The following is a 21,816-nucleotide window of genomic DNA, read 5'->3' on the forward strand; positions in this document are numbered from 1 at the left end:
CTTGCGTCTACACTCCGGGAGGACGCCGCAAATCCAGTGTCAGCGGGAATTCGGCGCTGCGCTCTTCGGGCGGAATCACCAGCGCGCCGGGAGTATGACCGATCGCTTCGAAACGTGCGAGCCGCCGCGCCTCGGCTTCGTAGGAATTCACAGGCGGAGTCTCATAATTGCGACCGCCGGGATGGACGACATGATAGACGCAGCCGCCGAGCGAGCGCCCGACCCAGGTATCCACGATGTCGAAGGTCAATGGCGCATGCACCGGAATCGTCGGATGCAGGCCCGAGGCCGGTTGCCAGGCCTTGAAGCGCAGACCAGCGACGCTCTCGCCCGAGGTGCCGGCCGCAGCCATCGGCAGGCGCCGCCCGTTGCAGGTGATCAGGTGGCGGCCGGGAACCAGCCCCTTCGCCTTGACCTGAAGCCGCTCCACGGATGAATCGACATAGCGCACGGTGCCGCCGATCGCGCCCTCCTCGCCCATGACGTGCCAGGGTTCGAGCGCCTGCCGAATCTCGATCTCGACACCGCCATGCTCGACCTTCCCGAAGAATGGGAAGCGGAACTCGGCCTGCGCCTCGAACCAGACCGGGTCGAAGGCATAGCCGGCGCGCCCGAGATCGCCGAGCACGTCCTTGAAATCCTGCCAGACCATCTCCGGCAGCATGAAGCGGTCATGCAGCGTCGTGCCCCAGCGGACCAGCCCGCCGGTCTGCGGCTCGCGCCAGAACCAGGCGATCAGCGCCCGCACCAGAAGCTGCTGCGCCAGGCTCATGCGCGCATCCGGCGGCATCTCGAAACCACGGAACTCGATCAGCCCGAGCCGCCCCGTCGGTCCGTCGGGCGAATAGAGCTTGTCGATGCAGATCTCGCTGCGATGCGTGTTGCCGGAGACATCGACCAGCAGGTTGCGCAGCAGCCGGTCCACCAGCCAGAGCGGGATCGCAGGCTCCCCCGGCTTGGGGATCTTCGCCAGCGCGATTTCGAGTTCGTAGAGCGAATCGTGGCGGCCCTCGTCGATGCGCGGCGCCTGGCTGGTCGGGCCGATGAACAGACCGGAGAACAGATAGGACAGCGACGGGTGGCGGTTCCAGTAGAGCACGATGCTCTTGAGCAGGTCCGGCCGGCGCAGGAAGGGCGAGTCCGGCGGGGTGATGCCACCGAGCACGACATGGTTGCCGCCGCCGGTGCCGGTATGGCGCCCGTCGACCATGAACTTCTCGGCGCAGAGCCGCGACTGCCGCGCCTCCTCATAGACGCCGCGCGTGATCTCGACCGCCTCGCGCCAGTTCCGGGCAGGGTGGATGTTGACCTCGATCACGCCGGGATCGGGCGTAACCTTGACGACGTTGAGGCGCGGATCGTTGGGCGGCGGATAGCCCTCGATATGGACCGGCTGGTTGCGCTCGCGCGCCACCTGTTCGACGCTGGCGATCAGGTCGATATAGTCCTCCAGCCGCTCCACCGGCGGCAGGAACACGCACAGCACCCCGTCGCGGATTTCGAGGCTGATCGCGGTGCGCACATGCTCGCCGCCGATTTCCTGTTCCGTGCGATCCTGGGCGCTCGCGCCGCTGGCCTCGACCGAGCGCGACATCTGGTGGGGTGATGTAGCTTGGTAGGAGGGAGGCTCCGCCTGGAACGGCGCCCCGGGCGCCGGCGGATCGGCGACCTGGCCAAAGCCCCCGGCGGAACGCGGCAGCGGCGGGCGTGCCTCCATTGGATCCTGCGGATGGATATGCGGATATTCAGCCTTCGGCACCACCGGCAGCGAACCCAGCGGCAGCCGGTAGCCCACGGGTGAATCGCCCGGCACGAGGAAGAGCTTGCCGCGCCTGAGCTTCCACTTTTCCGAGCGCCAGCGCTTGTCGCCCGCCTGGCTCTGCCAGCGCTGGACCGGGATCACATAGCCGCGCGGCTTGCCCAGCCCGAGCTGGAAGACCTGCTGCATCCGCGCCCGCTCTTCCGGGTCGGCCAGGCGCGGGTCGAGCGGATCGACATTGTCGGGAAGCTGGGCCTCCTTCAACAGCCAGTAGCCGGTGTCCTCATAGGCGGGCACGATGTAGTCGGCGCCCAGGCCGAGCTTGTCGGACAGCCCCTCGGCCAGAGCCTCGACCTCCGCCATGGTCGCGCCGGCTTCCAGCTCACGGTCGCCGCCCGTCGGCGCGCCCGGCTCGCGGGCGATCAGCGCCGCATCCCGCCAGATCGGCTCGCCATCCTGGCGCCAATACAGCGCGAAGGCCCAGCGCGGCAGGCTCTCGCCCGGATACCACTTGCCCTGCCCGTAATGCAGCATGCCACCGGGTGCGAAACGTTCGCGCAGCTTACGGATCATCACGTCGGCGCGCTGGCGCTTGGTTGGCCCGACAGCGGCGATGTTCCATTCCTCGCCGGTTTGGTCGTCGACCGAGACGAAGGTCGGCTCGCCGCCCATGGTCAGGCGCACATCGCCGGCCTGAAGATCGGCCTCGACCTGCTCGCCCAGCGCATCGAGCCGCTGCCACGATTCATCCGAGAAGGGCAGGGTGATGCGCGGCACCTCATGCACGCGCGCCACGCTCATCTCGAAATCGAAGGTCGTCTCGGCATAGCTGGCGACGCCCGAGACGGGCGCGGCCGAACGGTAATGCGGTGTCGCGGCCAGCGGCAGATGGCCCTCACCGGTCAAAAGCCCCGAGGTGGGGTCGAGCCCGATCCAGCCGGCGCCGGGAATATAAACCTCCGCCCAGGCATGAAGATCGGTGAAGTCCTTGTCGGTTCCGGCCGGCCCCTCCAGCGGGTCGATATCCGCCTTCATCTGGATCAGGTAGCCGGAGACGAAGCGGGCCGCGAGGCCGAGCTGCCGCAGGATCTGGACCAGCAGCCAGCTCGAATCGCGGCAGGAGCCGGATTTGATGTCGAGCGTGTGCTCGGGCTCCTGGACGCCCGCCTCCATGCGGATGCCATAGGCGATCGCGCCGGAAAGCCTTGCGTTCAGATCGACGACGAAATTGACCGTGTTGGTCGGCTCGCGCGGGATCGTGGCGAGAAAGGCCTGGAGCAGCGGCCCGGCCGGCTCGGTGACGAGATAGGGCGCGAGCTCCGCCCGGAGCTCTTCTGGGTAGGTGAAAGGGAAGATCTCGGCATCGGTCTCGACGAAGAAGTCGAACGGATTGATGATCGACAGTTCGGTGACGAGATCGACCTCGATGCGGAATTCGCTGACCGGCTCGGGGAAGACATAGCGCGCCAGCCAGTTGCCGCTGGGATCCTGCTGCCAGTTCACGAAATGCTCGGCCGGCGAGACCTTCAGCGCATAGCTGTTGATCGCGGCGCGGCAATGCGGCGCCGGCCGAAGCCGGATGATCTGCGGCCCGAGCGTGACAGGCCTGTCATAGCGGTAATGGGTGACGTGATGGAGCGCGGCAATGATGGCCAAGAGCTTGATACCTGCTGGTCATGACAGGGCGGGACGCCGAGGGGACACACGTTAGCGGCGCGCGGGAAGAGCGCAAAGCAGCATCTCGCCGCTGTCTGCGCCAACCGCGCCAGCGAGATGCACAAGAATTATGCAGGCGGCTCTGGGCTTCGACCCCGCCCTGCTGGACAGAAGCGTCCAACTGGTCTCACATTCAGCAACAAGGGCCGGGCCACGGTCCAACTGAACCGATGGGGATTTTCATGCGTCACGTAGCGAAATTGATGGTGGCGTCGGCCTTCACCGCCCTGCTGGCGACGACCGCCCAGACCACGGTGGCCTTCGCCCAGACGCCAAAGGACACGGTGGTCATGGCCAAGCAGATCGACGACATCATCTCGCTGGATCCGGCCGAGGCTTTCGAGTTCTCCGGCGTCGAGGTCGTCACGAACGTCTACGACAAGCTGATGGGCGTCGATCTCGCCAAGAACAACGAGTTGGTCCCGGAACTGGCCCAGAGCTGGACGGTGAGCCCCGACAACCTCACCTACACCTTCAAGCTTCGCCCCGGCGTCAAGTTTCATTCCGGCAACCCGCTGACGGCCGCCGACGTGGTCTATTCCTTCCAGCGCGCCGTGACGCTCAACAAGTCGCCGGGCTTCATCCTGGCGCAGTTCGGCTTCACCAAGGACAACGTCCTGGAGAAGGTGAAGGCGACCGACGACAACACGCTGGTCATCACGGTCTCGAAGCCCTTCGCGCCGACCTTCTTCCTGAACTGCCTGACGTCGGGCGTCGCCTCGATCGTCGACACCAAGCTGGTCAAGGCCAATGAGAAGGACGGCGACTGGGGCAATGGCTGGCTGAAGCAGAACTCGGCCGGCTCCGGCGCCTACAAGGTCCGCGCCTATCGCCCCAACGAGCAATATGCGCTCGACGCCAATGAGAGCTGGTACAAGGGCGCCCCAAAAAACAAGCGCATCGTCGTGCGCCATGTCGCCGAGCCGGCCTCGCAGCGCCTGCTGCTGGAGAAGGGTGACATCGACATCGCCCGCAACCTCTCCAAGGACCAGCTCGCCGCGGTCAAATCCAACAAGGACGTCGAGATCGTCCAGGGCGACAAGGGCTACATCCTCTATCTCGGGCTCAACACCAAGAACCCCAACTTCGCCAAGCCAGAGGTGCGCGAGGCGCTGAAATACCTGGTCGACTACGCCTCGATCGAGCGCAACATCGTCGAGGGCACCTACAAGGCGCATCAATCCTTCCTGCCCAAGGGCTTCCTGGGCGCGATCGACGACAGGCCCTACGGATTTAATCCGGCCAAGGCCAAGGAACTGCTCGCCAAGGCAGGCCTCCCCAATGGCTTCAGCGTCACCATGGACGTCCGCTCGGTCAGCCCGATCACCGACATCGCGCAGGCGATCCAGGCAAACTGGGCACAGGCCGGCATCAAGCTCGAACTGCTCCCCGGCGACGGCAAGCAGACGCTGACCAAGTATCGTGCCCGCACCCATGACATCTATATCGGCCAGTGGGGCCCGGATTATCTCGATCCGCACACCAACGCCGAGACCTTCGCCATCAACGAGAACAATGCCGAAGACGCCAGGTCGAAGACACTGGCCTGGCGCAATGCCTGGGACATCCCGGAGATGACCAAGGTCACCCAGGCCAACGTGCTGGAGACCGACGCGGCCAAGCGCGCCGCCGTCTATGGCACCCTTCAGCGCGATCACCAGAAGGTCTCGCCCTTCGTCATCATGTTCCAGCAGGTCGAGGTTTCGGCCGATCGCAAGAACGTCAAGGGCTGGGTCATCGGGCCGAGCTCGGATACCAACTTCTACGCGCCGATCTCGAAGAACTGAGATTATCTGACCAACCAGCCCCGCCTCGGCCTCTTAGGGCTGCGGCGGGGCTTTTGCTTCCGGTTGGCCTGCAGGGCCGGTCCCGGTCCCAGAAACGGAAACAAGCTGGCATGACGAGCGTGGTGGAGAGCCCGGTTCGCAGGCGCTCATGGGGCGAAACGGCAGGACGCTGGGCGAAAATCGCCTCGCGCGAGCTCGTGACGGTCGCGATCACCATCTTCGGCCTGCTGCTGATCACCTTCTTCATCGCCCGCGTCATCCCGATCGATCCGGTTCTTGCGGTCGTCGGCGACAATGCCCGCCCCGAGACCTATGAGGCCGCGCGCATCGAACTCGGGCTCGACAAGCCGCTCTGGCAGCAATTCGCGATCTATGTCGGCAAGGTCTTTTCCGGCGATCTCGGTCGTTCGGTCCTGACCTCCAATACGGTCGTCGACGACATCAAGCGCGTCTTTCCCGCGACGCTCGAACTGGCCACGCTCGGCACCTTGATCGGCTGCCTGCTCGGCATTCCGCTGGGCGTCGTGGCAGCGGTCTATCAGGGCCGCTGGCCTGACCAGGTCGCCCGCGTGATCGGCCTGTTCGGCTATTCTATCCCCGTCTTCTGGCTCGGGCTGATGGGTCTTTTGCTGTTCTACGCCAAGCTCGGCTGGGTCGGCGGACCCGGCCGCGCCGGCATCGCCTTCCAGGACCTCATCACCCCGATCACCGGCATTCTGGTGATCGACGCTGCCATCGAGGGCGACTGGGAGGCGTTCCGCGACGCCTGGTCCCACCTCATCCTGCCCTCGGCCGTGCTCGGCATCCTGAGCGTGGCCTATATCAGCCGCATGACCCGCAGCTTCATGATCACCGAGCTGCAGCAGCAATACGTCATCGCCGCCCGCGTAAAGGGGCTGTCCGAGTTCCGCGTCGTCTGGCGCCACGCCATGCACAACGCCTTCGTGCCGCTGGTGACCGTGATCGCCGTCTCCTACATGCATCTGCTCGAAGGCTCCGTGCTGACCGAGACGATCTTCGCCTGGCCCGGCCTCGGCCGCTACCTCACCCATTCCCTGCTGAACGCCGACATGAACGCTGTGCTCGGCGGCACGCTGGTGATTGGGGCGGTCTTCATCGCGGTCAACCTGCTGTCCGACATCCTCGGCCGGCTGGTCGATCCGCGGACGCGATGAGGCGCTCATGACCACCTGGACCGACTACCTCCTCTCCGATTCGCCGGCCTCGCGCCGTCAGGCCCGCCTGGGCCAGGCCTATCGCAAATGGCTCGCCTTCCGCCGCAACCCGCTCGCCATGGTCGGGCTTTGCATCATCGTCGCGCTGCTGCTCGTCGCGGCCTTCGCGCCGCTGATCGCCACCGCCGACCCGCTGGCGCAAAACCTCGACTGGCGCCTGCTGCCCCCTTCGGGCACGAATGTCTTCGGCACCGATTCGCTCGGCCGCGACATCTTCAGCCGCATCGTCTACGGCACCCGCGTCACGCTGGTGATCGTGCTGCTCGTCGTCGTCACGGTCGGGCCGATCGGCCTGCTGATCGGCGCAGCCTCGGGCTATCTCGGCGGCTGGGTCGACCGCCTGCTGATGCGCATCACCGACGTCTTCCTGGCTTTTCCCCGGCTCGTGCTGGCGCTTGCGTTCGTGGCCGCGCTCGGCCCCGGTCTGGAGAATGCGGTCATCGCCATCGCCATCACCGCCTGGCCGCCCTATGCCCGCGTCGCCCGCGCCGAGACGCTGATCATCCGCCAGCAGGACTATATCGCCGCGATCCGCCTTCAGGGTGCCTCGCAATGGCGCATCGTCTGGAAGCATGTCGTGCCGATGTGCCTGCCCTCGCTGATCGTGCGCACCACGCTCGACATGGCCGGCATCATCCTGATCGCGGCAGGCCTCGGCTTTCTGGGCCTTGGCGCTCAGCCGCCGATCCCGGAATGGGGCGCAATGATCTCGGCCGGCCGCGAGCAGATCTTCGATCAGTGGTGGGTCGCGACCTTCCCCGGCCTGGCGATCTGCGTGGTCGCGCTCGGATTCAACCTGCTCGGCGACGGCCTGCGCGACGTCATGGATGCCCGATGAGCGTGATCGAACCGCCCCTCCTCGAACTCGACAATCTGCGCGTGGATTTCCACACGCCGACCGGCATCGTCCAGGCCGTGCGTGGCCTGTCCTTCACGCTCGGCCGCGAGCGGCTCGGCATCGTCGGTGAATCCGGCTCCGGCAAGTCGATGACCGGCCGCGCGATCCTCGATCTGATCCCGCCGCCTGGCTTGGTGATGGCTGACCGCATGACCTATCGCGGCCGGGATCTGCTGACGATGGACAAGCGCGAACGCCGCAAGCTGCGCGGCCGCCACATCTCGATGGTGATGCAGGACCCGAAATTCTCGCTCAACCCGGTCCGCACGGTCGGCGACCAGATCGCCGAGGCCTACCGCGTCCACCACAAGGCCAGCGCCCGCGAGGCGAAGGAGCGTTCGCTGGCCATGCTGGAGCAGGTCCAGATTCGCGAGCCGGCCCGCGTCTACGAACTCTACCCGCACGAGGTTTCGGGCGGCATGGGCCAGCGCGTCATGATCGCGATGATGCTGATCGCCGAGCCCGACATCCTGATCGCCGACGAGCCGACCTCGGCGCTCGATGTCACCGTGCAACTCCAGATCCTGAAGATCCTCGACGATCTCGTCAGCCAGCGCGGCATGGGGCTGATCTTCATCAGCCATGATCTGCATCTGGTGCAGTCCTTTTGCGACCGCGTCATCGTCATGTATGGCGGCAAGGCGATGGAGACGCTGCCGGCGGCCGAACTCGCCGATGAGGCCGCCCGGGCCCGCCGCCACCCCTATACGCTCGGCCTGCTCGGCTGCCTGCCCGATCTCGATCACCCGAAGGCGGAGCTCGCGACCCTCACCCGCGACCCGGCCTGGCTGGCATGATGTGCACGACCGTCCTCTGTCATTCCGGGGCGCTGCGCAGCAGCGAACCCGGAACCCACGACCGGGTTGAACGTGCATGCAGTCCGACTGGTGCGCCCCGTCGTGGGTTCCGGGTTCTTCGCTGCGCGAAGCCCCGGAATGACAGCGAGTTGCCCGCATGACCGAACACCCCGCCATCCGCGTCGACAAACTCAACGTCTCCTTCGGCGATTCCCATGTCGTGAAGGATCTCTCCTTCACCGTCGCGTCCGGCGAGAGCTATGGCATCGTCGGCGAGTCCGGCTCTGGCAAATCGACCGTGCTGCGCGTGCTGTCGGGGCTGAACCGCGACTGGAGCGGCACGGTCGAGATCGCCGGGCAGGCCCAGCCGAAGGTCCGCGACAAGGCGTTCTATCGCGCCGTCCAGATGGTCTTCCAGGACCCCTATGGCTCGCTCCACCCCAAGAAAACCGTCGACGACGCGCTGGCCGAGCCTCTCGCCATTCACGGCATAGACGATGCCGAAAAACGCATCGCTCGTGCCATGTCCGAGGTGGGCCTGCCCAGCTCCTTCCGCTTTCGCTATCCGCATCAGCTGTCGGGCGGCCAGCGCCAGCGTGTGGCGATCGCGCGCGCGCTCGTGCTCGAACCCGCGATCCTGCTGCTCGACGAGCCGACCTCGGCGCTCGACGTCTCGATCCAGGCCGAGGTTTTGAACCTGCTGCAGGCGCTGCGCCGGGAACGGAAGCTTACCTATATCCTGGTGAGCCACGATCTCGCGGTCGTCGCGCATATGTGCCAGCGCCTGCTGGTCATGCAGTTTGGGCAGGGCGTCGAGGAAATGTCCGCGGGGACGCTCGCCGCCCGCACGCCGCGCACGGATTATGCAAGGCAGTTGCTGACGGCCAGCGAGGGCTTCAGGCGCGGCTGATGGTGAGCGGCCCCGCACCGGCCGCATTTGGCAATCGAGCGTCTTGGTCGCATTCTCGTCGCAAGTCGGGAGTCCTGATGGGCCGCCGGGTCGCCGCGGCCGGAGCGGAATCGAAACCGGCATGGAGACGTGAGAGATATGGATGCCATCGCCGACCGGGACCTGCGGCCCGAGACGATTCCCGAGCGGACGCCGGTTCCGTCCTTCGATCTGGTGATCTTCGGCGCGGGCGGGGACCTCGCCTTGCGCAAGCTGTTTCCGGCCCTGGCGCAGCGCAGCCGCGAGGGTGTGCTGCCCGATGAAAGCCGCATCATCGGCATCGTCCGCAAGGAGGAGGATGTCGAGGGTCTGCCCCGGCAGATCGCCAAGCGGCTGGGCGAGGAAGGCCTGTCGAAGGCCGATGTCCATGCCTTCCTGAAGCGCCTGACCATCGTCATGCTCGATGCCGTCAAGCCCGAGACCTTCAAGGCGCTGAAGACCGCGCTCGGCGACAATGAGCGCGTGCGCTCCTTCTATCTCTCGACGCCGCCGGATCTGTTCATCCCGATCTGCGAGAACCTCGCCGCTGCCGATATCCTGACGCCGACCTCGCGCGTCATTCTGGAGAAGCCGCTCGGCCGCGATCTCGCCTCGGCCCGCGAGATCAACGACGCGGTGGCGCGCATCCTGCCCGAAAGCCGGACCTACCGGATCGACCATTATCTCGGCAAGGAAACGGTCCAGAACCTGCTGGTGCTGCGCTTCGCCAACACGTTGTTCGAGCGCTCCTGGTCGAGCCGCGACATCGACAACGTCCAGATCACGGTGGCCGAGACGGTCGGTCTGGAGACGCGCGCGGGCTATTACGACAAGGCCGGCCATATGCGCGACATGGTGCAGAACCATCTCATGCAGCTGCTGACGCTGTTTGCCATCGAGCCGCCCAACATGCTCGAGGCAGGCGCGGTCCGCGACGAGAAAATCAAGGTTCTCAAGGCTCTGCGGCCGATCGTCGGTCCCGATGTCCAGCGCTACACCGTGCGGGGGCAATACGTCGCCGGCCAGATCGACGGGCAGCGCGTGCGCGGCTATGCCGAGGAACTCGGCCGTGCCAGCAATATCGAGACCTTCGTCGCCATCCGCTGCGAGATCGACACCTGGCGCTGGGCCGGCGTGCCGATCTATCTGCGCACCGGCAAGCGCATGGCGCAGCGTTATTCCGAGATCGCGGTCACCTTCAAGCCTGTGCCGCATTCGATCTTCGGCGGCGGCATGGGCGACCGGCTCGATGCCAACCGCCTCGTCATCCGGCTGCAGCCCAATGACGGCGTCCAGCTCCAGCTGATGATGAAGGTGCCGGGTTCGGGCCGCCTCAAGGTCGTGCCGCGCCAGCTCGACCTGCGCTATTCGACCGCCTTCGACGAGCGCACGCCCGACGCCTATGAGCGGCTGCTGACGGATGTCATCCGCGGCGACCAGACACTCTTCATGCATCGCGACGAGGTCGAGCAGGCCTGGACCTGGGTCGATCCGATCATCGCCGGCTGGCAGGACTACGCGCCCCATCCCCATCGCTATGCCGCAGGCTCCTGGGGGCCCTCGCAGGCGATCGGCCTGATCGAGCGCGAGGGCCGCTCCTGGGCCGATCCGGACCTGGTTTGATGGCTCCCCATCCCATGACCGGCGGCATCGTCGCCTGGCATCGCTTCACCACCTTGGCGGATGCCTCCGAGGCGCTGGCGGAAGCCGTCGCCATTCGGCTGCGTGCCCTGCTCGCGGAGCAGGGCCGGGCCTCGCTTGCCGTGCCCGGCGGCACCACCCCGGCGCGATTCCTCGCCGCCCTCGGCGAGCATGATCTCGCCTGGGACAACATCACGCTGATGCCGACCGACGAGCGTTTCGTCGCGGCCGATGACGCAGCCTCGAACGAGCGCATGATCCGCGCGCAGTTCGCGCCGCTGCGCGACGGGCGGGTCGGGTTCCTCTCCTTCCACGACCATGGCAGCGATATCGAGTCTGCCGCTGCCGCGCTTTGCGCCGAACTGGCGCAACTGCCCCCGCTCGACCTTCTCGTCAGCGGCATGGGGACCGACGGCCACATCGCCTCGCTGTTTCCCGGCGAGGAGGCGGGCTTCGCGGCCTCGCCAGACAGCGGCATCAGCGTCGCCCATCCGCCCGGCCTGCCGCCGCGGTTGTCGCTGTCGCCCGGGCGTCTGACGGGAGCCGGCTGGGCGAGCCTGCTGGTGTCGGGCGACGCCAAGGACGGGGTTCTCAAGACCGCCGAGGCGCGCGAGGCCCCGCTGCCGGTCGATCTCCTCCTGGGCCGCAGCCAGGGCCTCGACGTCTACTGGGCGAAAGAGTAGACCGCCCGCACCCGTTCAAACGATTGAAAGACGCCAACCATGGACGAGACTGCCGCGATTGCCCGCCTCCAAGCCTGTGGCGTGATTCCGGTCGTGGTGATCGAGGATGCCTCGCGCGCCATCGATCTGGCGCACGCTCTCGTCGCCGGCGGCATTGACGTCGTCGAGGTCACGTTGCGCCGCCCGGCCGGGCTGGCTGCGCTGGAAGCCATTGCCAAATCGGTGCCTGGCGCGCTGCCGGTTGCGGGCACGGTCGTCACCCCGGCGCAGGTTCAGCAGGTCAAGGATGCTGGCGCGAAAGCCGTGGTCAGCCCCGGCTTCAGCGAGGCGGTCGACGAGGCGCTGAAGGCCGCCGGCCTGCCCTGGCTGCCGGGCGTCGCCACGGCCTCCGATTGCATGCGCGCGGTCGCCGCCGGCCGTGTTGTCGCAAAATTCTTCCCCGCCGAGACGGCGGGCGGGCCGCCCGCGCTGAAGGCGCTGTCGGGCCCGTTCCCGCAGATGCGCTTCTGCCCGACCGGCGGCGTCGGCCTGAACAACCTCGCCAGCTACCTCGCCTTGCCGCAGGTCATCTGCGTCGGCGGCTCCTGGCTGGTCCCGGCGGACGCGATCGCGGCCGGCGACTGGAAGCGCGTGACGCAGCTCGCGAAAGAGGCCAGCGAGACGTTCAAGGCGTTGCGGGGCTGACCGCTCGCATCATTCTCGGGCGAAGCGCAGCGCAGACCCGAGAATCTCTTGCAAGGTAAGCACTGGCTTGACGACTGACCGGCCCAAGCATGACGCGCGTTACGCCGCCAGTCGATCCACCACCAGATCCGCGATCGCCAGCGAACTTGTCAGGCCGGGGCTCTCGATGCCCAGCAGATTGACCAGCCCGTTCACGCCATGGACGGCCGGCCCGTCGATCCGGAAATCCGGCATCGGCTGCGTCGAATCATGCAGCTTCGGCCGGATGCCGGCATAATCAGCGACGAGCGCGCCATCGGGCAGCGCCGGCCAATAGGTGCGAATGGCGGCGTAGAACCGGTCCGCCCGCTGCGGATCGACGACCAGATCCTGGTCGTGCTCAACCCATTCGACATCCGGTCCAAACTTGACGCGACCACCCATGTCGATCGTGGCGTGGATGCCGAGGCCTGCGGCTTCAGGAACCGGATAGACCAGATGCGAGAAGGGCTGCTTGCCCAGAAGGGCGAAGTAATTGCCCTTGGCATAGTGCTGCACCGGCACATGCGCGGGCGGGAAACCCTCCAACTGCCCGAGCAGCTTCGGCGCGCCATGGCCGGCCGAGTTGACGATCGTCTTCACCGAATAGGTCGCCGGATCCTCGCCGCCGAAATCGACGCTGAAGCCGTCCGCCTCGCGGCGCCAGCCGGCGATCGGCGTGTTGAGCGCCAGCGATCCGCCGGCCGCCTCGCACTCGCCGAGCAGCGACAGCATGAAGGCGTGGCTGTCGACGACGCCGGTCTCCGGAGAGAGCAGCGCAATCTCGCAGCGCACCTCCGGCTCCATCGCCTTCGCCTCGGCCGCGTCGAGCCAGCGCAGCGTGTCCACACCCGATGCCTGCGCACGGGCCATGATCGTCTCCAGCGCCGGCCTCTGCGCGGCGGATGTGGCCACGATCAGCTTGCCGCAGGCCTTGTGGGGCAGACCCCGCTCTCGGAGATAAGCATACAGCCGCTGGCGCCCCTCGACGCAGACCTTCGCCTTCAGCGAGCCCGGCGGGTAGTAGATGCCCGCATGGATGACCTCGCTATTGCGCGCCGAGGTCTGCGTGCCGATGCCGTCCGCCGCCTCCGCGATGACGACCTCGCGCCCCGCCAGCGCCAGGGCGCGAGCCGTCGCGAGGCCGACGACGCCGGCCCCGATCACCAGGCAATCGATGTCATGCATGCCGAAGGCCTCTCAAACCTACCTCAGGCCTTCGCCGGCATCGCGGTTTCGATCAGGTTCGCCCAATAGGTCACGCCGACCGGGATCACCGCATCGTTGAACTCATAGGCCGGGTGGTGGAGACCTGCCGATTCGCCATTGCCGATATTGATGAAGGCGCCGGGGCGCTCCTCCAGCATGTAGGAGAAATCCTCCGAGCCCATCGTCGGTGGCACGGTGGTGTCGACCTTGCCCGCGCCGAAGGCGGCCTCGATCGTGCCGACGACGAAGTCCGCCTGCTCGGCATGGTTGAAGGTCACGGGGTAGCCGTGGAGATAGTCGCAGACGCAGGTCATGCCGAAGGCGGCCACGATGCCGGCGGTGACTTCCTTGATCCGCTTCTCGGCGAGTTCGCGCATCTGCGGCGTCAGCGTCCGCACCGAACCCTTGAGCTCGACGCTCTGAGGAATGACGTTGAAAGCCTCGCCGGCATTGATGGCGGTCACCGAGACGACGATCGAATCCAGCGGGTCGGCATTGCGCGATGAGATCGTCTGCAGCGCGGTGACGAGCTGGCAGGCGGCGACGATCGGGTCGTTGACCCGGTGCGGCGCCGCGGCATGCCCGCCCTTGCCCTCGATCTTGATGTGGATACGGTCGGCGGCGGCCATGGTCGGGCCCTTGCGCACATCGAACTGGCCGATGGGAAGCCCCGGCTTGTTGTGCATGCCGTAGACCTGCTGGATGCCGAAGCGGGTCATCAGCCCGTCCTCGATCATCGCCTTGGCGCCGGCGCCGCCTTCCTCCGCCGGCTGAAAGATCACCACCGCCGTGCCATCGAAATCGCGCGTTTCGGCGAGGTATTTGGCGGCGCCGAGCAGCATGGCGGTGTGGCCGTCATGGCCGCAGGCGTGCATCTTGCCCGGTACGGTCGAGCGATGCTCGAGATTGGTCTCCTCATGGATCGGCAGCGCGTCCATGTCGGCGCGCATGGCGATCACCTTGCCGGAGTCCTGATTGCGGCCCTTGATCACGCCGACGACGCCTGTCTTCCCAATGCCGGCCACAACCTCGTCGACGCCCCATTCCGTCAGCTTCTGCGCGACGACGCCGGCCGTGCGGTGCACATCGTACATCAGCTCGGGATGGCGGTGCAGATCGCGGCGGATCGCGGTGAGTTCGGGATGGATCGCGGCGATCAGTTCGGCTTTGGGCATCGTGACCTCAAAAAGGGCAGCGCGGTCCGCCGGCGGCGGTTCGTTGGATCGTCAGGCTATCAGCGTGTCGTCAGGCATCGGTAGGGACATAGCGGCGCGACAATTCGTTGCGGTCGTCATAGGACGCCTCGAAGATCGCCGCCGCCAGCGTCGCGCGCACATGCAGCGTGTCGGTGCCGATATTCTTGAAGCCATGGCGCGCGCCGGCCGGGATCAGTACCGACTGGTTGGCGGTGACGACCATGGTCTGGTCGCGCAGATAGATTTCGGCCGTGCCGCCCATCACCTCGAGCACCTCCTCGACCGCATGCAGATGCATCGGCGCGCCCAGGCCCGGCTCGCAGAACTGCTCGAAGATGCAGAGCTGCTTGCTCTGGACGAGAGCCGAGACCCGCATTTCGGTCATCACGCCGTCGCGCCATTTGTCCTGCGGCTGCGTCTTGTGGTCGAGGATCGTCATCGTGAAGTCCTTAACGTTGGTCCGCGCCCCGTCGAGACGGCCCCCCGCCGGATCGGGCAAGCGCGGCACATCCTCCCAAAACCCGAACGCGGCGCAGCGTCAAGGCCGGGCACCGCGACCCTGCCGCGCGCTTGCGTCACGTCGCCCGGTGGCAAGGCCATGCGAGCCTTAGACTTCGAACTGCGTGCGCCAGGCGGCGATATCGTCCAGCGCGACATTCGAGCCGCAGAGCACGAGGCCGACGCGCTCGCCCGGCTTGAACAGATCCTTGCGCGCCAGCGCGGCGGCCACCACGCAGGAGGCGGCCGGCTCCAGCAGCACGCGCCCGTTCTGCAGCACCCAGCTGATCTCGCGCACGGCTTCCGCATCGGGCACGATCACGATGTCTTCCAGGAACTGGCGGGCGGCGGCCATGGTGCGCTCGGTCGCGAAGGGGGCGCCCAGCGTCCGGGCGATCGAGGTCGGGCGGATCGGCACCGGCTTGCCCGCCTCCAGCGCCTGCGTCATGGCGGTCGCGCCTTCCGTCTCCACGCCATGGATGCGCAGCGCCGGATCGAGCCCCTTCATCGCCGCGCCGACGCCGGCCGCGAAGCCGCCGCCGCCGATCGAGATGAAGACATGGTCGAGCCGCCCGCCGGCATCGTTGTTCATCTCCAGCCCGAGCGAGCCATGCCCGGCAATGATCGCCGGATCGTCGAAGGAGTGGATGTTGGTCATGCCGCTGGCGGCGTAATCGTCGGCCCGGGCGAAGGCTTCGATCGAATCCGCGCAAAGCTCGACCTCGGCCCCAAGCGAGCGCGCCATCTCGACATTGAAGGCGGCGGCATTCTGCGGCATCAGCACCAGCGCGCGGCAGCCCAGGCTCTTGGCCACCAGCGCCACCGCAATCGCGTGGTTTCCGCCCGACACGGTGACGACGCCGCGCGCGAGCTCCCTGTCGCTCAGGCCCATCAGCTTGTTGAAGCAGCCGCGCACCTTGAACGAGCCGCCGAGCTGCAGGCTCTCGACCTTGACCACTGTCTCAACCCCGAGCCGCGCCGAGAGACCGGCACTGTGATAGGTCGGCGTGCGCCGGATCTTGCCGGCGATGCGCGCCGCTGCGGCCTGGATATCGGCGAGGGTGACGTCGAAATTCATGGATACGCCTCTTGCTGGATCGACCCTTATAGGTGTCGGCGGCCCGCACGGAAACGCTATCGTTGGCAGCCGGGCTGCGGGGGCGTACGACATATATCAGGTGGCCGGGGTCAGACCTGCCGGCACGAAACCTGCCTTGCGCCGCCTTTTGGAGAACCGCCTCGTGACGATGATGCCGCAGACCAGGACACCGAAGACCGAAACGCCGCAGATCATGACGCCCAAGGAGATGCTGGCGAAGCTGGTGTCGTTCAACACGGAATCGCAGCGCAGCAATCTGGATCTGATCCATTTCTGCCGGGACTATCTGGCCGGCCTCGGCGTCGAAAGCACGCTCGCCCACAATGCCGAGGGCAATAAGGCCAATCTCTATGCCACGATCGGCCCCAAGATCGATGGCGGCGTGGTGTTGTCGGGGCATACCGATGTCGTGCCGGTGGCGGGCCAGGACTGGACCTCCGACCCCTGGACGCTGACCGAGCGCGACGGCAGGCTCCATGGCCGCGGCACCTGCGACATGAAGGGCTTCGACGCCATCGCGCTCGCGCTCGTGCCGGAGATGCTGGCCGCACCGTTGAAGCGGCCGATCCACATCGCTTTGTCCTATGACGAGGAGGTCGGCTGCCAGGGCGCCCGCGTCATGATCGCGGCGATGGCCGCCGACGGCTTGAAGCCCGCCGCCGTCATCGTCGGCGAGCCCTCGATGATGCAGGTGGTCACCGGCCACAAGGGCGGCCTGCGGATGAGGACGACTGTGCGCGGCCACGCCGTCCACTCCAGCCGCGTCGACGTCGGTGTTCCCGCCGTCATGGTCGCCGGGCGCCTGATCGATTGGCACAATCAGGTGATGGCGCAGAACAAGACGAAGGCCGACGCCGGCAACGGCTTCGAGCCGCCCTACACCACGCTGCATGTCGGCGTCGTCCAGGGCGGCACGGCGGTCAACATCACCGCCGAGCATTGCAGCTTCACCCATGAGGTCCGCTGCATCCCCGGCGAGAGCTTCGAAACCTATGCACAGCGCTACGGCGCCGAAGTCGCCGCGCTGGAGGCGCAGATGCAGGCGATCGCGCCGCAGACCGGCATCGATTTCGTCGTCACCTCCGACACCCCGGCGATGGGGCCCGAGGAGAACGGCGCGGCCGAAGAACTCTGCCGCCGCCTGACCGGCGACAATGGCCGCCATGTCGTCGCCTATGGCACGGAGGGCGGGCTGTTCCAGCGCGCCGGCTGGTCCACCGTGGTCTGTGGCCCCGGCGATATCGCCCAGGCCCATCAGCCCGACGAGTTCATCACGGTCGCGCAGCTCGATGCAGGAACGGCATTCGTGCGGCGGCTGATCGCGGATCTGGCGCGGCCGGCGCCCTGAAGCCAACGCAGCCGGAGCCGGTCTTCAGGCCGCGCCATCGGCCCGGGGCCGGATCGTGCCGGCGGTCGGCAGCGAAAGCGGTGCGACGGGTCGGTCGGTGCGATACTGCCCCCGGGCGATCGCGCCGAACATCAGCACGACGGCGGTCAGCGTCATCAGCCACCAGGGCTGAAGCGTGGCGAAGCCTAGGGCCGACAACGCAAACGCCGTGGTGAACGCGGCGACGCCGCCGGCGGCCAGCGCTCCGGGCATGCGCCCCGCAGCCCGGATCGCGATGTAAAGGCTCACCGACGCCGCCACCGCGCCGACGAGGCCGAGTTCGTACCAGATCTCGAACAGGAACGTCGTGGGGCTCGTTTGCGGCAGCGCCCCGATAAGTCGGCCGCGCAGCACGGTGTCGAGGCCATGGCCGGTGACGAGCTGGATCGGCGCGCTGCTCACGACATCGGCCCAGACCGCCAGCATCTGCGCGAACTCGCCTGTGCCCTGCGGGAAGAGCGAGACGATCGGTCTCAGCAGGAACGGAAGGATGGGCGCGATCATGATCAGCCCGGCGATACTGGTGGCGATGATCGCTGACGCCCCCCTGCGGTTGGCGCTGACGGCCCCGAACGCCACCGCGCCGCAGATCATGGCCACCGCCTCGCCATCCTCGAAACGCGTCAAGGCCAGCAATCCGACCACAGCCGCGAGCGCCACCGCGCTCAAGCCCCGTTCGCGCGAGAGCAGCCAGGCAAGCGCCGGCCAGGCCATGATCAGGATGACGCTGACGCCGCGCTCCACGCCCGCATCGGTTTCGGTGTGGCGCAGCGCCGTGATCACGATCAGCCCCAGCGCGAAGGCGCCCGCAATGCCGGTGCCCAGTGCCGCGAGGTTCAGGTTGGAGGCCCGCATGCGTTCCGGCATCGCCGCATTGCCGCAGAAGCCGAGCACGACGGCCAGCACCAGGTTCCCGGCCTTTTCGGTGGCGGACGCGGTATAGGGGCTCCACACCAGCGAGAGCACGGACCAGGCGACGAGACCGATGACGATCATGCCCGGCAGGCTCAGCACGGCGCGCTTCAGCATCGTGACGAAGCCGCCAGGCTCCTCGATCAGCGCGGCGATGATCAACAGGACGACACCGATCGGCACCAGCACGACGGCGGCGCGGCGAGAAACCAGCGAGGCGATCGGCAGCACGAGCGCGATGGTGCCAAAGCCGATGCGGCGCAGCAGCAAAGCGGCGTCGGTGGCGGGATCGAGCGTGGGCTGGATGTGACGATGGGGCATGGATCGCGGAACCGGACGTGGGTCTGCGCCGGAAACGGGCCGGAGCTGGACGGTTGCGACCGTAGCGGCCCGGCGCGGTTGCGACTGTAGGGCGCGCGCAACACTCGCCTGCAACTCGTTCGCGACGAAAGGCAGGCGATGCGGCGAAAACGCTTCTGTTGTCGACACGCCCCAGCGGACCCTTTCACCCCGCGCTCTTTCATGGGATGAGGGTCAGATGACGCTGCTGGCCGCCATTTCCTATTCGTCCGGATTTCAGATCGACCAGTTCATGGCCGATCTGGCCGCGCGGTTGAAGGCTCGCGGCCTGCGCCTCGGCGGCGTGGTGCAGCACAATGACGGGGCTTGCGACCAGGGCTGCCTGTCGATGGCGCTGGAGGATCTCGCCAGCGGGGCGCGCTTTCCGATCAGCGAGAACCGGGGAGCGGCATCGACCGGTTGCCGGCTCGACGCGCGCGGCCTCGCTGCAGCCGGTGGCGCCTTGACCGCCGCGCTCGCCGACGGGACGGACCTCGTCATCGTCAATAAATTCGGCCGGCAGGAGGTTCTGGGGCAGGGCCTGCGCCAGGAAATCGCCGCCGCCCTTCTGGCCGACGTGCCTTTGCTGATCGCCGTGCGGGAGGATTTCCTGCCCGCCTGGCGCGAGTTCGCCGGCGACGACTGGATGCCGCTTCCCGCCGAGGCGGACGTCGTGGAAGCCTGGGCGCTGTCGCTGGCGCGCGTCACGGCCTGAGCGCCCCGTTGGAGCAGCCGCCATGGCGCAGGATATGAGCTTCCTCGACGATTATCTCGTCCGGCCCGATCCGCAGGCGGCCCGCCTGGGCGCGACCGTGTCGGGCGTCGACCAGACTGGCGCCACGGTCGAGACCCGCGTCGTCACCGAGCGCGCGCTGACGCTCTATCTCAACGCCCAGGAGATCGTCACGATGATGACGATCGGCGACCATCCTGACGCGCTCGCCCTCGGCTACCTGCTGAACCAGAACATGCTGAAGCGCGGCGATGTGGTGGACGCCGTCGATTACGACGAGGAACTCGAGGTCGTGGTCGTCCGCACCCCGGAGCGCACCAATTTTGAAGAAAAGCTGAAGAAGAAGACGCTGACCTCTGGCTGTGCCCAGGGCACCGCTTTCGGCGACCTCATGGAAGCGATCGACGAGATTGAGCTGCCCAGGGCTGAGCTGCGCACGAGCTGGCTCTATGCCCTGACGAAGAAGATCAACACCACGCCCTCGCTCTATCTGGAGGCCGGCGCCATTCATGGCTGCGTGCTCTGCGAAGGCGACAAGCCGCTCGTCTATATGGAGGATGTCGGCCGCCACAACGCCGTCGACAAGGTCGCCGGCTGGATGTTCCGGCACGACGTCGATCCCGCGAAGATGATCTTCTACACCACCGGCCGCCTGACCTCGGAGATGGTGATTAAGACGGTGCGCATGGGCATCCCCGTGCTGGTCTCGCGCTCGGGTTTTACCGAATGGGGCGTCGAACTGGCGCGGAAAGCCGGGCTGACCCTGATCGGCCGCGCACGCGGCAAGCGCTTTGTCGCGCTGGCGGGAGAAGAGAACATCGTCTTCGACCAGGATCCGGACACGGTCGAGGAGGAGGGCGGCAGGAGCCGGCGCAAGGGGGCGGGGGGCGACGATTGAGCGGCCTTGCACCCCGAGCGGATTTGCCGTGTCCCACGCATTTGCTTGATCCCGGCGAGCAGGCAATCTGGTGGGGTCGGCCTGATCCTTGGCGCTACGGTCAGAGACAGGCGTGGGTGGCGCTGCTGGTTGGCTCAGGGGTATTTGTTGTTGCGGGGCTTATTGCAGCTCAATCTTTTTGGGAAGGACGCTGGAGCGGCGTCGGTATGGTCGTTCCGGTATTCTGCGCGTTCCTCGCAGCGTGCGGTGTGCTTGCTATGAGCTGGCCGGCAGTTCGATTTCGGCGTGCGAGGAGGCTGACATACCTCCTGACCGACCGTCGAGCGATCATCGTGGAAGGAAGCGCAGTGACTGATGCTCGTCTCGCTGCGATCCGCTCGATCGAGGTTGAAAACAGCGGTAAGCTGATTGGAAGCGTCATTTTTCTGGATCGTCCGGCGCCTGCCAGTGACAGCGGTCCTGACATCATCAGGGACGGCTTCATCGGCATCCCCGACGCCGAGGCGGTCGCCCGCGAGATGCGCCGCCTGCAGGCTGCCACGTCATGACCGCACCAACCCTCGGTCTGCTCCTCGCCGGCGGTCTCGCGCGGCGCATGGGCGGCGGCGACAAGCCGCTGCGGATCATCGCCGGCCGCACCATCCTCGCCCATGTCATCGAGCGTCTTGCCCCGCAATGCGAGAGCCTGCTGATCAACGCCAATGGCGATCCCGCCCGCTTCGCCGATTACGGCCTGCCGGTCGCAGCCGACAGCGTGCCGGATTTCGCCGGCCCGCTGGCCGGCATCCTCGCCGGGCTCGACTGGATGGCGGAAAACCGTCCCGAGCTGGACTGGCTCGTCAGCGTCGCGGCCGACACGCCCTTCATTCCGCGCGATCTCGTCGCCCGCCTGCACGAGGCGCGGGAGGCGCAGGGCGTTCCGCTGGCCTGCGCGGCGTCGGGCGGCTGGACGCACCCCGTCATCGGGCTCTGGCCGTTGTCCCTGCGCGACGATCTGCGTCACGCTTTGACGGTCGAGGACGAGCGCAAGATCGACCGCTGGACCGCCCGCCATGGCTGCGCCAGCGCGGAGTGGCCGGTCGATCCTGTCGATCCGTTCTTCAACGCCAACAAGCCCGACGATCTGGACGAGGCTGAGCGGCTTTTCGCCTCTCTGGCTTTAACTTGAACCCAACGCTTCGCGCCGCTATCTGTGCTGACAAGAGCGGCTGATCGCTGCCGTGCTCCGTGGGGGAAGACCATGAAATCATTTGTCGCCGCTGTCGCCGTCGCCGCCATCCTGGCCTTCGGGGCGAGCCTCGTCCTGAACGACTATTTCCAGAAGCCGGTCGAAGTCGCGTTCGCGACCAGCGGCGTCAGGCTCTGAGGCGCCCGTCCTCGAACATCAGGTACGGTCATT

General features: G+C 66.9%; 20 protein-coding genes. 14 read left to right on the plus strand and 6 right to left on the minus strand.

Annotated elements, in window-relative coordinates:
- Nucleotides 1-7: 7 nt before the first annotated feature.
- Nucleotides 8-3,415, minus strand: a complete 3,408-nt coding sequence (locus IP69_RS11910) for a transglutaminase family protein (protein WP_054143044.1) — start codon at nucleotides 3,413-3,415, stop codon at nucleotides 8-10.
- Nucleotides 3,416-3,657: 242 nt separating this feature from the next.
- Between IP69_RS11910 and IP69_RS11915 the strand changes: the two genes are divergently transcribed.
- The 8 genes from IP69_RS11915 (at nucleotide 3,658) to eda (ending at nucleotide 12,128) form a co-directional block, all read left to right on the plus strand.
- Complete coding sequence (locus IP69_RS11915; RefSeq protein ID WP_054143067.1) at nucleotides 3,658-5,262, plus strand: ABC transporter substrate-binding protein; 1,605 nt, start codon at nucleotides 3,658-3,660, stop codon at nucleotides 5,260-5,262.
- 110 nt (nucleotides 5,263-5,372) lie between these two features.
- Nucleotides 5,373-6,437: an ABC transporter permease gene (locus IP69_RS11920; protein WP_082359249.1), complete on the plus strand. Its 1,065-nt coding sequence runs from the start codon at nucleotides 5,373-5,375 to the stop codon at nucleotides 6,435-6,437.
- A 7-nt stretch (nucleotides 6,438-6,444) separates the two neighbouring features.
- A complete protein-coding gene (gene nikC / locus IP69_RS11925) occupies nucleotides 6,445-7,335 on the plus strand; it encodes a nickel transporter permease (protein ID WP_054143045.1) in 891 nt (296 codons plus the stop codon).
- Nucleotides 7,332-8,192 carry an ABC transporter ATP-binding protein gene (locus IP69_RS11930; protein ID WP_054143046.1) on the plus strand — a complete coding sequence of 287 codons (861 nt, stop codon included), beginning with the start codon at nucleotides 7,332-7,334 and terminating at the stop codon, nucleotides 8,190-8,192. Before nikC ends, IP69_RS11930 begins: the two co-directional genes overlap by 4 nt.
- Before the next feature lie 157 nt (nucleotides 8,193-8,349).
- Nucleotides 8,350-9,102, plus strand: a complete 753-nt coding sequence (locus IP69_RS11935) for an ABC transporter ATP-binding protein (protein WP_054143047.1) — start codon at nucleotides 8,350-8,352, stop codon at nucleotides 9,100-9,102.
- Nucleotides 9,103-9,240: 138 nt separating this feature from the next.
- Nucleotides 9,241-10,743, plus strand: a complete 1,503-nt coding sequence (gene zwf, locus IP69_RS11940) for a glucose-6-phosphate dehydrogenase (protein WP_054143048.1) — start codon at nucleotides 9,241-9,243, stop codon at nucleotides 10,741-10,743.
- Nucleotides 10,743-11,444 (plus strand): 6-phosphogluconolactonase, encoded by a 702-nt coding sequence (locus IP69_RS11945; RefSeq protein ID WP_082359250.1) that lies wholly within the window; start codon nucleotides 10,743-10,745, stop codon nucleotides 11,442-11,444. The genes zwf and IP69_RS11945 overlap by 1 nt, the downstream gene beginning before the upstream one ends.
- A 39-nt stretch (nucleotides 11,445-11,483) precedes the next feature.
- Nucleotides 11,484-12,128: a bifunctional 4-hydroxy-2-oxoglutarate aldolase/2-dehydro-3-deoxy-phosphogluconate aldolase gene (eda, locus tag IP69_RS11950; protein ID WP_054143050.1), complete on the plus strand. Its 645-nt coding sequence runs from the start codon at nucleotides 11,484-11,486 to the stop codon at nucleotides 12,126-12,128.
- Between the two features lie 99 nt (nucleotides 12,129-12,227).
- Here the strand turns inward: eda and IP69_RS11955 are convergent, their stop codons facing one another.
- The 4 genes from IP69_RS11955 to IP69_RS11970 form a co-directional block, all read right to left on the minus strand.
- Complete coding sequence (locus IP69_RS11955) at nucleotides 12,228-13,334, minus strand: NAD(P)/FAD-dependent oxidoreductase (protein ID WP_054143051.1); 1,107 nt, start codon at nucleotides 13,332-13,334, stop codon at nucleotides 12,228-12,230.
- A 23-nt stretch (nucleotides 13,335-13,357) separates the two neighbouring features.
- The gene (locus IP69_RS11960; protein WP_054143052.1) at nucleotides 13,358-14,530 is read right to left on the minus strand and encodes a M20 aminoacylase family protein; all 1,173 of its coding nucleotides are present in this window, start codon (nucleotides 14,528-14,530) and stop codon (nucleotides 13,358-13,360) included.
- A 70-nt stretch (nucleotides 14,531-14,600) separates the two neighbouring features.
- A complete protein-coding gene (locus IP69_RS11965; RefSeq protein ID WP_054143053.1) occupies nucleotides 14,601-14,990 on the minus strand; it encodes a cupin domain-containing protein in 390 nt (129 codons plus the stop codon).
- A gap of 168 nt (nucleotides 14,991-15,158) precedes the next feature.
- Entirely contained in the window at nucleotides 15,159-16,127 is a 969-nt protein-coding gene (locus tag IP69_RS11970) for a pyridoxal-phosphate dependent enzyme (protein ID WP_054143054.1), read from the minus strand.
- A 136-nt stretch (nucleotides 16,128-16,263) separates the two neighbouring features.
- On the opposite strand from IP69_RS11970, the gene argE reads away from it, so the two are divergent.
- Nucleotides 16,264-17,496 (plus strand): acetylornithine deacetylase, encoded by a 1,233-nt coding sequence (gene argE / locus IP69_RS11975; protein WP_349236295.1) that lies wholly within the window; start codon nucleotides 16,264-16,266, stop codon nucleotides 17,494-17,496.
- Between the two features lie 24 nt (nucleotides 17,497-17,520).
- Here the strand turns inward: argE and IP69_RS11980 are convergent, their stop codons facing one another.
- Nucleotides 17,521-18,768 (minus strand): hypothetical protein, encoded by a 1,248-nt coding sequence (locus IP69_RS11980; RefSeq protein ID WP_054143055.1) that lies wholly within the window; start codon nucleotides 18,766-18,768, stop codon nucleotides 17,521-17,523.
- A 217-nt stretch (nucleotides 18,769-18,985) separates the two neighbouring features.
- Between IP69_RS11980 and IP69_RS11985 the strand changes: the two genes are divergently transcribed.
- The 5 genes from IP69_RS11985 (at nucleotide 18,986) to IP69_RS22510 (ending at nucleotide 21,783) form a co-directional block, all read left to right on the plus strand.
- A complete protein-coding gene (locus IP69_RS11985; protein WP_197279833.1) occupies nucleotides 18,986-19,501 on the plus strand; it encodes a DUF2478 domain-containing protein in 516 nt (171 codons plus the stop codon).
- A 22-nt stretch (nucleotides 19,502-19,523) separates the two neighbouring features.
- Nucleotides 19,524-20,417 carry a formate dehydrogenase accessory sulfurtransferase FdhD gene (locus IP69_RS11990; protein ID WP_248306806.1) on the plus strand — a complete coding sequence of 298 codons (894 nt, stop codon included), beginning with the start codon at nucleotides 19,524-19,526 and terminating at the stop codon, nucleotides 20,415-20,417.
- Nucleotides 20,418-20,533: 116 nt separating this feature from the next.
- Entirely contained in the window at nucleotides 20,534-20,965 is a 432-nt protein-coding gene (locus IP69_RS21875; RefSeq protein WP_156323423.1) for a hypothetical protein, read from the plus strand.
- Entirely contained in the window at nucleotides 20,962-21,585 is a 624-nt protein-coding gene (gene mobA / locus IP69_RS12000) for a molybdenum cofactor guanylyltransferase MobA (protein WP_054143057.1), read from the plus strand. The genes IP69_RS21875 and mobA overlap by 4 nt, the downstream gene beginning before the upstream one ends.
- Nucleotides 21,586-21,657: 72 nt before the next feature.
- Nucleotides 21,658-21,783: a hypothetical protein gene (locus tag IP69_RS22510; protein ID WP_282568237.1), complete on the plus strand. Its 126-nt coding sequence runs from the start codon at nucleotides 21,658-21,660 to the stop codon at nucleotides 21,781-21,783.
- Nucleotides 21,784-21,816: the final 33 nt, after the last annotated feature.

The sequence above is a fragment of the Allobosea sp. AAP35 genome (genome assembly GCF_001295925.1).
Lineage (GTDB): Bacteria > Pseudomonadota > Alphaproteobacteria > Rhizobiales > Beijerinckiaceae > Allobosea.